This is a genomic window from Pedobacter sp. (assembly GCF_045628745.1).
In the GTDB taxonomy this organism is placed as follows: Bacteria; Bacteroidota; Bacteroidia; order Sphingobacteriales; family Sphingobacteriaceae; genus Pedobacter.
Genome location: NZ_JAZQPU010000469.1, coordinates 1 through 12,180, shown reverse-complemented (window position 1 = coordinate 12,180; position 12,180 = coordinate 1). Strand labels below are relative to the sequence as shown.

General features: G+C 40.6%; 13 protein-coding genes. 2 read left to right on the top strand and 11 right to left on the bottom strand.

Annotated elements, in window-relative coordinates:
- From ACR2F7_RS16840 to truA, 11 genes are all read right to left on the bottom strand, one after another.
- The coding region (locus ACR2F7_RS16840) for an SDR family NAD(P)-dependent oxidoreductase (protein ID WP_432714699.1) at positions 1 to 617 on the bottom strand (617 nt) is incomplete at its 3' end.
- A gap of 12 nt (positions 618 to 629) precedes the next feature.
- Positions 630 to 1,706, bottom strand: a complete 1,077-nt coding sequence (locus ACR2F7_RS16835; protein ID WP_432714698.1) for an agmatine deiminase family protein — start codon at positions 1,704 to 1,706, stop codon at positions 630 to 632.
- Positions 1,690 to 2,565, bottom strand: coding sequence for a carbon-nitrogen hydrolase (locus ACR2F7_RS16830; protein WP_432708276.1), 876 nt, complete (start codon positions 2,563 to 2,565; stop codon positions 1,690 to 1,692). The genes ACR2F7_RS16835 and ACR2F7_RS16830 overlap by 17 nt, the downstream gene beginning before the upstream one ends.
- Positions 2,566 to 2,628: 63 nt before the next feature.
- A complete protein-coding gene (locus ACR2F7_RS16825) occupies positions 2,629 to 2,826 on the bottom strand; it encodes a cysteine-rich CWC family protein (protein ID WP_432708275.1) in 198 nt (65 codons plus the stop codon).
- Between the two features lie 72 nt (positions 2,827 to 2,898).
- On the bottom strand, positions 2,899 to 5,277 hold the full coding sequence (locus ACR2F7_RS16820; RefSeq protein WP_432708274.1) for a ribonucleoside-diphosphate reductase subunit alpha: 2,379 nt from the start codon (positions 5,275 to 5,277) through the stop codon (positions 2,899 to 2,901).
- Between the two features lie 84 nt (positions 5,278 to 5,361).
- The gene (locus ACR2F7_RS16815; RefSeq protein WP_432708273.1) at positions 5,362 to 6,336 is read right to left on the bottom strand and encodes a ribonucleoside-diphosphate reductase small subunit; all 975 of its coding nucleotides are present in this window, start codon (positions 6,334 to 6,336) and stop codon (positions 5,362 to 5,364) included.
- 284 nt (positions 6,337 to 6,620) lie between these two features.
- Positions 6,621 to 6,989: a septal ring lytic transglycosylase RlpA family protein gene (locus ACR2F7_RS16810; protein ID WP_432714697.1), complete on the bottom strand. Its 369-nt coding sequence runs from the start codon at positions 6,987 to 6,989 to the stop codon at positions 6,621 to 6,623.
- A 130-nt stretch (positions 6,990 to 7,119) separates the two neighbouring features.
- Positions 7,120 to 7,602, bottom strand: coding sequence for a methionine-R-sulfoxide reductase (locus tag ACR2F7_RS16805; RefSeq protein ID WP_432708271.1), 483 nt, complete (start codon positions 7,600 to 7,602; stop codon positions 7,120 to 7,122).
- Between the two features lie 201 nt (positions 7,603 to 7,803).
- A complete protein-coding gene (gene sucD, locus ACR2F7_RS16800) occupies positions 7,804 to 8,676 on the bottom strand; it encodes a succinate--CoA ligase subunit alpha (protein ID WP_432714696.1) in 873 nt (290 codons plus the stop codon).
- A gap of 114 nt (positions 8,677 to 8,790) precedes the next feature.
- Entirely contained in the window at positions 8,791 to 10,560 is a 1,770-nt protein-coding gene (locus ACR2F7_RS16795; protein WP_432714695.1) for an ABC transporter ATP-binding protein, read from the bottom strand.
- A gap of 5 nt (positions 10,561 to 10,565) precedes the next feature.
- Entirely contained in the window at positions 10,566 to 11,312 is a 747-nt protein-coding gene (gene truA, locus ACR2F7_RS16790) for a tRNA pseudouridine(38-40) synthase TruA (RefSeq protein ID WP_432714694.1), read from the bottom strand.
- 96 nt (positions 11,313 to 11,408) lie between these two features.
- On the opposite strand from truA, the gene ACR2F7_RS16785 reads away from it, so the two are divergent.
- Both ACR2F7_RS16785 and ACR2F7_RS16780 read left to right on the top strand, forming a co-directional pair.
- Complete coding sequence (locus ACR2F7_RS16785; RefSeq protein ID WP_432714693.1) at positions 11,409 to 11,867, top strand: DUF4293 domain-containing protein; 459 nt, start codon at positions 11,409 to 11,411, stop codon at positions 11,865 to 11,867.
- Between the two features lie 89 nt (positions 11,868 to 11,956).
- Positions 11,957 to 12,180, top strand: a 224-nt coding sequence (locus ACR2F7_RS16780; RefSeq protein ID WP_432714692.1) for a DEAD/DEAH box helicase, incomplete at its 3' end; no start/stop codon positions are given.

The window sequence follows — 12,180 nt, the reverse complement described above, 5'->3', positions numbered from 1 at the left end:
TCCCATCCCTGTACCACTTTAGGATCAAGAACGTCAGTCATTTCGGTACGGATAAATCCTGGTGCAACTACGTTAGCACGAATATTACGCGAGCCTAATTCCTTTGCTACCGATTTAGAGAAACCGATGATACCTGCTTTAGAAGCGGCATAATTAGTCTGACCAGCATTACCCTGAACCCCTACTACAGAACTCATGTTGATAAATACCCCTTTGCGGTTTTTCATCATGATTTTTGATGCCGCTTTTGTAACATTAAACACAGATTTCAAGTTCACATTGATTACATCATCAAAGTTCTCTTCGCTCATGCGCATCAAAAGGCCATCCTTAGTAATACCAGCGTTGTTAACTACAATATCAAGTGTACCGAAGTCGGCTACGATCGCTGTGATTAATTGCTCTGCCTGGTCAAATTTCGAAGCATCAGAACGGTAACCTTTAACTTTGGTACCATAAGCCTGCAATTCCTGCTCCAGGGCTTCGCCCTTTTCAACTGACGATAAATATGTAAAAGCAACATTAGCGCCCTGCTCAGCAAATTTCTCTGCTATTTTACGGCCTATTCCTTTAGATGCACCCGTGATCAGTGCGGTTTTTCCTTCTAGTAATTTCATGTATGAGGTATTTTATATAGCTGGTGTTAAAATGGGTTGGATTGCTGGTTCCTGCTGACTTAAACAATGGAAGCTGCCTAATCCCCAGATTATGTCGGTAGAATCGATTCCTACAACTTTTCGGTCTGGAAATGCCTGCTGAATAATATCGAGCGCAATGCTATCGTTGGCATCTCTAAATGTAGGAACCACTACGGCATGGTTTGCGATGTAAAAATTCGCATAGGATGCAGGCAAACGGGTATCTTCAAAGATCACCGGCGACGGCATAGGCAACGTTATAATGTTTAAAGCTTCGCCATCAGGTAAATGCATGGCTTTAAGCAGTTCCAGATTCTCCTGCAAAATATAGTAGTTTTCATCCTCTGGATTGCTTTCTACTACGGTAAGCACCGTTTTTTTATTTACAAAACGGGTAATGTCATCAATATGGCCGTCGGTGTCGTCGCCAACAATGCCATCACCTAACCATAGCACCTGTTCTGCACCATAAAAATCCATCAAATATTGCTCAATCTGTGCTTTATTCAGATTGGGATTACGGTTTTCATTTAACAGACAAGCCGTGGTAGTTAATATGGTCCCTGCGCCATTAAACTCTACAGAACCACCTTCCATCACGATGCCGGGATTAAATAAAGGCAACTTAAAGTGTTCGGCAATTTTGGTTGGAATGACATCATCGAGGTCGTATGGGGGATATTTATCACCCCATGCATTATAACCCCAATCGATTACCGCCTTTTTAGTATGATCTGAATTAAGCAGAAATGCCGGACCATGATCACGACACCAGGCATCATTGCTTGGGTTAAAATAAAACTCAATGTTTGTCAGATCGGCACCTACTTTCTGTAATTCTGCCTCAGCAAAAGCTTTTGTGGCCGCGTCATTTACATTAATCCGAACCTTTTCGCCTTCCGCAACCACCTTAATGAACTCACAGTAAGGTTTGTAAATCGTTTCCAGCTTACCTGGCCATGATGCCTCTTTATGTGGCCAGCTTAACCAGGTTGCTTCATGGGGAGCCCACTCTGCAGGAAAGGTGTAACCCAACTGCTTAGGCGTATCCTTAAATAGATTCGTCATCAATATATCTTTTTGTAATCTGTGAATAACTGTCAATACGTCTGTCGCGTAAAAAAGGCCAGTGTGTGCGGTAGCTGTCTGATTTAGACAGGTCGAGTTCCACTACTTTTAATACTTCTTCCAGATGTGGTGCCTGGTATAAAATGGTTCCAAAAGGATTTGACACAAAAGATCCACCCCAAAAGGTAACGCCGGCTTCATCACCTACACGATTTACACTTACTACAGGAACACCGTTCGCAATAGCATGTGATCGTTGTATAGTCTGCCATGCATTATACTGCTCGGTATTGGTTCCCTCATCCTGTGTAGTAGCCCAGCCAATAGCGGTAGGGTAAAACAAGAAGTCGGCACCCATTAATGCAGTAAGCCTTGCAGCTTCCGGATACCATTGATCCCAGCAAATCAATACCCCTATTTTAGCAAACTTTGTTTTGAATACTTTATAGCCTAAATCACCAGGAGTGAAATAGAATTTCTCATAGAACCCAGGATCATCCGGGATGTGCATTTTACGGTATTTCCCTAAATAAGTTCCATCAGCGTCTAAAACAGCGGTGGTGTTGTGATATAAACCTTCAGCACGTTTCTCAAATAAGGAGGCTACAATAACTACATTAAGTTCTGCAGCAACTTTAGAAAGCACGTCGGTAGACGGGCCCGGAATGGCTTCTGCTAATTGAAAATTGGTATAATCTTCTTCGTCACAAAAATAAAGGGAGGTAAATAATTCCTGCAGGCAAACTATCTGTGCACCTTGCGCAGCGATCTCGCGAATCTTAACGACTGCTTTATCTAAATTTTCTTGTTTATTAGCGGTACAGCTCATCTGTACCAATCCAACTTGTACTTTTGCCATGTTCAGAATATTTGAAACGCAAAGTTAATAGAAAATTTTTGTTTGCAGCCGATTGCTTGCCGATCAGATACTTTCCTGGTATTCGAGCTGTAAATCCCGTAAACAGGCCGCACATAGGCATCCCTCGTAAAGCTCACTGATGTATTGCACCTCATTCAGGTTTAATTGTACAGCATTACACTGGCACTTTAACGATGCATTGGCCTTACACTCCACCCTTGTATGGCAACGTTCGCAGGAGATGATTTCATGTTTTACCATTAAGTCAAAGGTAAGGCATAAAAAAAGGAGTAAGAAACGAATCTTACTCCTTTAAATTTTATTAAGAATGGCTTAGCCAGAGCAGCTAATGCAACCTTCTTCCATTGAACAAACTGGACCGTCTACAATTTCCTCTGCACTTTCCTCAATATGCGCCGGAATAATAGGCTCCATATTTTTACCAGCCTGATTTTCTACGGTGAACTTCACGGCCTGGGAAGCAGCTTGTGTACGCAAGTAGTACATACCTGTTTTTAGTCCTTTCTTCCATGCATAGAAGTGCATTGAAGTCAGTTTAGACGTATTTGGGGCATTGATAAACAAGTTAAGAGATTGTGACTGGCAAATGTAAGCACCGCGATCTGCAGCCATGTCAATAATGCTACGCATTTTAATTTCCCATACTGTTTTATACAGGTCTTTGATGTAATCAGGAATCTCATCAATGTGCTGGATTGAACCATTCGCTAAAATGATTCTGTCTTTCATTGCGGTATTCCACAATCCTAAGGCAACAAGGTCTTTTAACAAGTGTTTGTTTACCACAACAAATTCCCCGCTTAACACCCTTCTGGTATAAATGTTAGAAGTATAGGGTTCAAAACATTCGTTGTTACCCAAAATTTGTGAGGTAGAAGCCGTAGGCATTGGTGCTACTAATAAAGAGTTATACACACCATCTTTCACTACCTTTTCACGTAATGTTTCCCAATCCCAACGGCCGCTGTCTGGTTTAACATTCCAAAGATCAAACTGGAACTGCCCTTTCGATAAAGGTGAACCTTCGAAAGTTTGGTATGGACCATGTTTCACGGCCAAGTCATGCGACGCATTCATGGCAGCAAAATAGATCGTTTCAAAGATCTCTTTGTTTAATTTTTTCGCCTCATCACTTTCAAAAGGAAGACGCAGTAAAATAAAAGCATCAGCTAAACCCTGAACGCCTAAACCAACTGGCCTGTGACGCATGTTAGAGTTTTTAGCCTCGTCTACCGGGTAGTAGTTATGATCAATAATCTTGTTCAGGTTAACAGTTACCTGGTAAGTAACGTCATACAATTTCTGGTGATCAAACTCACCATTGATTACATATCTTGGTAAAGCTAAAGAAGCTAGATTACATACGGCAACTTCGTCTTTTGCAGTGTATTCAATAATCTCTGTACACAAGTTAGAACTTTTGATTGTTCCAAGGTTCTGCTGGTTAGATTTGCTGTTAGCGGCATCTTTATACAATAAATAAGGTGTACCGGTTTCAATTTGCGAATCCAGGATAGCAAACCAAAGCTCTTGTGCTTTAATGGTTTTTCTTGCACGGCCTTCACGCTCGTAACGGGTGTATAACTCGTCGAACTCAGCACCGAAACAATCTGCTAAACCTGGTGCTTCATGAGGACAGAATAAACTCCATTCGCCATTTTCTTCCACACGTTTCATGAATAAATCACAAATCCATAAGGCGTAGAACAAGTCACGTGCACGCATTTCTTCCTTACCATGGTTTTTACGCAGGTCTAAAAATGCAAATACATCAGCATGCCATGGCTCCAAGTAAATGGCAAAAGCACCTTTACGTTTACCTCCACCCTGATCTACATAACGTGCCGTGTCATTAAACACTTTAAGCATGGGTACAATACCATTGCTGGTACCATTGGTTCCGCCAATATAAGAACCTGTTGCCCTGATGTTGTGGATACTTAGGCCAATACCTCCTGCACTTTGTGAAATTTTAGCCGTTTGTTTTAAAGTATCATAGATCCCTTCAATGCTATCATCCTGCATGGTTAATAAAAAGCAGGAAGACATTTGTGGCTTCGGTGTTGCCGCATTAAACAAGGTTGGTGTGGCATGGGTAAACCATCGCTCACTCATCAAATTGTAAGTTGCAATAGCACTTTCAATATCTTCTTTGTGGATCCCTACAGACACACGCATAAACAAGTGCTGAGGACGTTCTACAATCTGACCTTCGATTTTTAACAGATATGATTTCTCCAGGGTTTTGAAACCGAAGTAATCAAAGCCGAAATCTCTATCGTAAATAATGGTACTGTCTAAAATATCTGCATTGGCTTTAATAACTTCCCAAACATCATCAGCAATTAAAGATGCCGATTTACCAGTTTTAGAGTCGATGTAGTTGTACAACATTTCCATCGTTTTTGAAAACGACTTGGTGGTGTTTTTATGCAGGTTGGATACCGCAATACGCGATGCAAGCAAGGCATAATCAGGATGTTTTGTGGTTAAAGAGGCGGCGGTTTCTGCAGCAAGGTTATCCAGCTCTGAGGTGGTTACCCCATCATACAAACCTTCAATTACCTTTTTAGCTACATCAATCGGATCAACCAATTCAGGGTTAAAGCCATAGCACAATTTTTCAATGCGGGCGGTGATTTTATCGAATCTTACCGCTTCTTTGCGGCCGTCTCTTTTTAGTACAAACATAGTATTAATATATTTTTTATGCCTTTAAAGGTTATCCGGTTAAAGGCACCAGTTTTTTAATTAGTTATATAACGTGTTGACTGACTAAAAATCGTCATCCAAAGAGAAAGCGGATGCTTTGTCTTCCGATGAGGTCAATACCCCACTTTTTTGATAATCACCAACACGTTTCTCAAAGAAATTGGTTTTACCTTGTAAGGAAATCATTTCCATAAAATCGAACGGGTTTGTTGCATGATAGATTTTTGAATAACCCAATTCTTGTAACCACCTGTCGGCAACAAATTCAATGTATTGCGACATCAATTTGGCGTTCATGCCGATTAAAGCAACCGGTAGCGCATCAGTAACAAATTCTTTTTCTATTTCGACAGCATCCTTAATGATTCCCTGCACCACTTCTTCACTTAGTTTATTCTCAAGCATTTTGTAAAGCAGACAGGCAAATTCGCAATGCATACCTTCATCTCTGGAAATTAACTCATTGCTAAAGGTTAGCCCTGGCATTAAACCACGTTTTTTCAACCAGAAGATGGAGCAGAAACTACCGCTAAAGAAGATTCCTTCTACGGCAGCAAAAGCAACCAGGCGTTCCGCAAAACTACCACCTTCAATCCAGCGTAAAGCCCAGTCTGCTTTACGTTTCACGCAAGGAACAGTTTCTACGGCATGGAACAAGCGGTCTTTTTCTTCCGGATCTTTAATATAAGTATCGATTAATAAGGCATAGGTCTCAGAGTGAATGTTTTCCATCATAATCTGGAAACCATAGAAACAGCGCGCTTCTGGAAGCTGCACTTCACTCATAAAATTAACGGCCAGGTTTTCGTTAACAATCCCGTCACTGGCAGCGAAAAAGGCAAGAATATGTGAGATAAAATGACGCTCACCATCATTTAAATTATCCCAATGCTTTTGGTCGTCAGACAAGTCAATTTCTTCAGCTGTCCAAAAACTAGCTTCACTCTTTTTATACATTTCCCAGATTTCCGGGTACTTAATTGGTAAAAGAACAAAACGGTCTTTATTTTCTCTTAATAGCAATTCTTCTTCCTGCATAATTTTATTTTAAAGAGTTTATGGATAATAAAAAGTTCATTTTTGAGCTGTGGCATACCTGTAAAATATCTGCCTTTCTCTGTATAACAAAGATAAAATTACCACCTACTGTTTGCCCATCAAAGTTGTTAACAACACTCTTATTTTATCCACAATCACAAAAGAAAGTGACATATAAATTACCTGCTAAACTTGCCGTTTAACGTAAGTTGAAAATGCTGATTTTGAAAAAAGGGCTGTAATATTTTTAATTTTCTGAGAACAACGGAGTTGCGAAAAAGAGATTACACGCCCGAGAGATCGTAACTGATTTCTACCTTGGAATGGCCTTTTCCGAAAATGCCTAAATATTTTGCAGCGCTTTCAGAAACATCTATGATATATCTTTTGGTAAAGGGGCCTCTATCGTTAATCTCCACATCAATGGTTTTACCGTTGCTGAGGTTAGTTACGGTAACGATGGTGCCAAAAGGAAGTGTGCGGTGTGCAGCAGTTAATTTTTCAGCCCGGTATTTTTTACCACTAGAGGTTCTGCGACCCTCAAATTTTCGGTGGTAATAGGTGGCTAAACCCGTTTTCGTACGAACTTTCGGTGTATCCTTTTCTGTTTTTTCTTCGTGTGCACGAACCTGTATGAACAAGAACATACTCATTAAAAGTAAACAATACTTCATATAAACTTAAGTTGGTGAAACACCAAAGATAAGAAAACTAACCGGTTAACAAAAAAAACAGCCCACTGAGGATATCAGCGGGCTGCAAGTTCGATTAAAAACCTGTGTATTATTGTGATGCAGGCACAAAATTCATCGATATAGAATTTACACAATGACGTGTGTTTTTAGCGGTAAAACCTTCTCCCAGGAATACGTGTCCAAGGTGAGCTTTACAATTGGCACATACAATTTCTGTACGCATACCATCTGCATCATCTACTCTTAAAACGGCCCCTTTAATCTCGTCATCGAAACTTGGCCATCCACAATGGGATTCAAATTTAGACTCCGAAGTATATAATGGTGCATTACATCTTTTACACACATAAGTTCCCTTTTCTTTGTTATTTAACAAGGCACCCGTGCCTGGATATTCTGTACCTTTACGTACAATTACGTCTTCTTCTTCTTTAGTTAATTTGTTCCACTCCATATTTTTTGCGTTTTTAACAGGCGGCTGCTCGCGTTGTTCTTTTTGCGCACAAGCGGTAAAACTTGTTAAAAAGAAAACACTTAACATCACCCAAAGGCTGTTGCTAATTTTACTCATTATATTAAAATAATTTGTACACTAATATACGAGATCCGTGAACATAAAGTTTGCAGGGAAATGTAAAATTAAGGACAGCCTCTAGTGTGACGCTGAATGAATCTGAGATGGATTCAATATGCCTTATCACAAATGTTTATAAACGCAAAAAGGATGTCTTTTCAGACATCCTTTTCACAAATGGTTACGATTTAATTAACCTTATTTTTTCAATAATGCAGCCATAGCTTCACCAATTTCAGCAGGACTTTCCACAACGGTGATACCACACTCTGCCATAATTTTCATTTTAGCAGCAGCAGTATCATCAGCACCGCCAACAATAGCACCAGCATGACCCATTCTACGTCCCGCAGGAGCAGTTTGTCCGGCGATGAAACCAACAACAGGTTTAGTACCATGTTCTTTGATCCAAAGCGCAGCTTCAGCTTCCATACCACCACCAATTTCACCAATCATGATGATACCTTCAGTTTCCGGATCGTTCATTAACAATTCAACCGCTTCTTTAGTGGTTGTACCAATAATTGGATCGCCACCAATACCAATAGCCGTAGTGATACCCATACCTGCTTTAACCACTTGGTCAACGGCTTCATAAGTTAATGTTCCTGATTTAGAAACAACACCTACAGTACCTTTTTTGAAGATAAAGCCTGGCATGATACCAATTTTAGCCTCATCAGCAGTGATGATACCCGGACAGTTAGGACCGATTAAACGGCAGTCTCTGCTAGAGATATATTCTTTTACCTGAATCATATCCTTTGTAGGGATACCTTCAGTGATACAAACAATTACTTTAATTCCCGCTTCGGCAGCTTCCATAATGGCATCTGCAGCGAAAGCTGGCGGAACAAAAATGATAGATACATTGGCACCAGCCTGATCAACCGCGTCCTTAACTGTATTAAATACCGGTCTGTCTAAGTGCATTTGGCCGCCTTTACCTGGAGTAACACCACCTACAACGTCTGTTCCGTATTCAATCATTTGAGAGGCGTGATAAGTACCTTCATTTCCTGTAAAACCCTGAACAATAACTTTTGAATCTTTATTTACTAAAACACTCATGTATCTATATTTTTTTGTTGCAAATCTAAGTTAATTGAAAGGAATTGTCAAATGATAACGAGATTATTTACTTAAGCTATCCGCAACACTATTTTAACTGGCATTTAAACAGAATTAACTGGAAATACCTACTGAATTAAACTGTAAATCATATAGCTTTTTGTAATAACCATTGAGCTTCAGCAACTCCTGGTGAGTGCCCTTTTCTTTGATTTCACCCTTATCCAGCACAATAATCTGGTCGGCTTTTTGAATAGTCGATAAGCGGTGGGCAATGACAATAGCGGTACGGCCACTCATTAAATTGTCGATAGCACTTTGAATCAGCATTTCCGTTTCCGTATCCACCGCCGAAGTAGCCTCGTCTAAAACTAAAATAGAAGGGTTATAAACCAGTGCCCTGATGAAAGAAATCAATTGCGCCTGACCGGCAGAAAGCGTTGAACCTCTTTCCATTACATTATAGTTATAACCTCCTGGCAAACGTTCAATAAAATCGTGGGCACCCACTTTTTTGGCCGCATCTACTACCTCTTCCATCGTAATTAAAGGGTTGTTGAGGGTGATGTTATGGTAAATGCTGTCGGAAAACAAAAATACATCCTGCAATACCGTGGCAATGTTTTGTCGCAGGTAACCTAATTCATAATCCTGAATCAAAACGCCATCTACCTTTATTTCGCCCTTTTGGGTTTCATAAAAGCGGTTCAGGATATTGATGATGGAAGATTTACCGGCACCTGTTGCCCCTACAAGGGCTACGGTATGACCTGCTTCTACTTCGAACGACAAGTTTTTCAACACATAGTTCTCGTCGTTATAGGCAAACCACACGTTTTTAAAAGAGATGGCCCCATTCATTTTTGCTGGTGCATATACCCCTTTATTTTCGGTGATCTCATCGTTGTCCAATACTTTAAACACACGCTCGGCACCTACCATACCCATTTGCAGGGTATTGAATTTATCAGCAAGTTCCCTGATAGGGCGAAAAAGCATGCTGATATACATCAGGAATTCTGCAATAGTTCCCGGGGTAACATCAAGTGGCTTTGCCAAAATACTTTTCGCACCATACCACACCAACAGCCCCATAGACATGGCAGAAATAATTTCCACCACGGGAAAAAAGATAGAATAGTACCAGTTTGAACGGATGTTAGCATCGCGGTAGCGGGAATTGATATTTTTAAACTTCGTGAATTCCTGCTTCTCCCTGGCAAAATACTGGATGATGAAAATGCCGGTAATATGCTCCTGCAAAAAAGTGTTGAGGTTGGAAACCTCCGTACGCACTTGCTGAAAAGCTACTTTTATGGCTTTCTGAAAAACAGAGGTGGCAATAATCAGCAGTGGCATAGGCAAGAGAATCACGATGGTAAGCTCCCAGTCGGTATAAAACATGACTGCAAGAATTGCAGCCACTTGTAAAATATCGCCAATGATCACAATCAGACCCTCAGAAAATATATCAGAAATAGTCTCCAGATCAGATACCGTACGGGTAATTAATTGTCCTATGGGTGTTTTATCGAAATATTTTAAGCGAAGTTTAGTGATGTGGTTAAAAACGTTGATCCTCAGGTCGCGGATGGCCGATTGCCCAAGGGTATTGGTCAGTAAAGTGTGGGTATACTGCACCACGCTTTGCAAGACCAGTAAAAAGAGCATCAGCAGCGTCATGTTGACCAAACCGCCGTAATTTCCTTTCAGGATATGCTGATCGAGGGTATACTTAATTAAAAAAGGACGCACAGGAGCAAGCAATGCCAGTAAAATGGTGAGGACAACCGACCAGATAAAAATGCTACGGTAAGGTTTTACGTATTGAAATACCCTTTTTAGCAAGCTTACATTAAAGACATCTCCAGTTATTTTAGACATAATTTTTATACAAAGGGATAATCTACCGCTACTAAATATAAACCACAGGCGGGCACCGACTGACCAGCTTTACTCCGGTCCTTGCTCTCCATAATTTGTGCCAAATCATAAAGGTCTATTTCCTTTTTGCCCACCCTAATTAAAGTGCCGACTACTGCCCTTACCATATTGCGCAAAAAGCGGTCAGCGCGGATGGTAAAAACAAGTCCATCAGGCTTTACCTCGAAATGCGCAGCCGTAATTTTACAGTTATTGGTAAAAGTCTGGGTATTGGATTTGCTGAAACAAGAAAAATCCGTGTAAGTCATCAACACCTGTGCAGCCGCATTCATCGCTTCCACATCCAATGTCGCTTTATATAACCACGAACGGTGGAGCTTAAAAGGATCTTTATGGAAATGAAGGTGGTATTCATAGGCTCTGGACACGGCATGAAAACGCGCATGGGCATCTTGTTCTACTTTAAAAATCCGCTTAATGGCAATTTCATAAGGCAGCAAAGAATTAATGCTGTTCACCTTGTTTTCTACGGCCATTTCAGTCTCGAACTCTAGGTCAAAATGAGCATAGAATTGGGTGGCATGCACCCCTGCGTCGGTTCTGCCACAACCAAGGGTCAGCACAGGCTGTCTAAAAAAAATAGTAAGTGCCTTATCCAGGCATTCCTGCACAGTAAGCGCATTAGGCTGTATTTGCCAGCCATGGTAAGGCGTACCATTGTAGGCCAGTTCAATAAAAAAACGCTGCGTCATCAATATGGCAAAGTTAATCTTTCTTGCTTTACTTCTTACAATTGTCGTTGCTTAGTCTGCACCTTTTAATATATTTGCTGAAATAAATCACTTGATATGATACAAAGAGTACAATCCATCTGGCTTTTTTTGGCAAGCATTAGTTTGTTGATGTTATTGCTTCTTCCCGTCGTTACCAAAATGTATAACGGCACGGAATATTGGATACTCGTTACCGGTTTATATCAAAAAGCAGCAACAGGCACCTTGAGAGTGGAAGGCTTTTTACCCCTGTTTGCCAGCACCATCATCCTGGCTTTAATAGCATTTCTCAATATCTTTACCTTCAACAACAGAACTTTACAGAAAAGGATTTGTAATGTGGTTATCATTTTAACCATAGGCTTGAGCTTCTGGATTAGCCAGTCGGCACAGAAAATTCCCGGCGGCCTGGATGGTGCATCCTACAATGCAGGGGCGTTTATGCCAATCCTGACTATTATTTTCTGTTTTATGGCCATGCGCGGCATAAGAAATGATGAGCAATTGATCAAATCTGCAGACCGTTTACGTTAAGTAACTGTAAGTCTGCGGTATTTTATTTCAGCCCCAAACAAAAAACTATAAACAAAAAATAGTACCTTTGCGGCTTAATTAAATAATACATGACAAACCCATTTAAATTATTGGGGATAAGTGATGACGTTGTTAATGCTGTAACGGATTTAGGTTTCATAAATCCAACACCTATTCAGGAACAAAGTATTCCTGTACTGTTAGAGGGCGTTAATGATTTTGTTGGTTTGGCCCAAACAGGTACAGGAAAAACAGCCGCATTTGGCTTGCCGCTGTTAGAATTGATAGACTTTAAAAGCAATAAGCCTCAGGC

Coding starts and splice junctions, on each gene's coding strand:
- ACR2F7_RS16785 (WP_432714693.1), top strand. CDS start 11,409: ATGATACAAAGAGTACAATCCATCTGGCTTTTTTTGGCAAGCATTAGT.
- ACR2F7_RS16805 (WP_432708271.1), bottom strand. CDS start 7,602: ATGAGTAAAATTAGCAACAGCCTTTGGGTGATGTTAAGTGTTTTCTTT.
- ACR2F7_RS16835 (WP_432714698.1), bottom strand. CDS start 1,706: ATGACGAATCTATTTAAGGATACGCCTAAGCAGTTGGGTTACACCTTT.
- ACR2F7_RS16820 (WP_432708274.1), bottom strand. CDS start 5,277: ATGTTTGTACTAAAAAGAGACGGCCGCAAAGAAGCGGTAAGATTCGAT.
- ACR2F7_RS16795 (WP_432714695.1), bottom strand. CDS start 10,560: ATGTCTAAAATAACTGGAGATGTCTTTAATGTAAGCTTGCTAAAAAGG.
- ACR2F7_RS16810 (WP_432714697.1), bottom strand. CDS start 6,989: ATGAGTATGTTCTTGTTCATACAGGTTCGTGCACACGAAGAAAAAACA.
- truA (WP_432714694.1), bottom strand. CDS start 11,312: ATGACGCAGCGTTTTTTTATTGAACTGGCCTACAATGGTACGCCTTAC.
- ACR2F7_RS16830 (WP_432708276.1), bottom strand. CDS start 2,565: ATGGCAAAAGTACAAGTTGGATTGGTACAGATGAGCTGTACCGCTAAT.
- ACR2F7_RS16815 (WP_432708273.1), bottom strand. CDS start 6,336: ATGCAGGAAGAAGAATTGCTATTAAGAGAAAATAAAGACCGTTTTGTT.
- ACR2F7_RS16825 (WP_432708275.1), bottom strand. CDS start 2,826: ATGGTAAAACATGAAATCATCTCCTGCGAACGTTGCCATACAAGGGTG.
- sucD (WP_432714696.1), bottom strand. CDS start 8,676: ATGAGTGTTTTAGTAAATAAAGATTCAAAAGTTATTGTTCAGGGTTTT.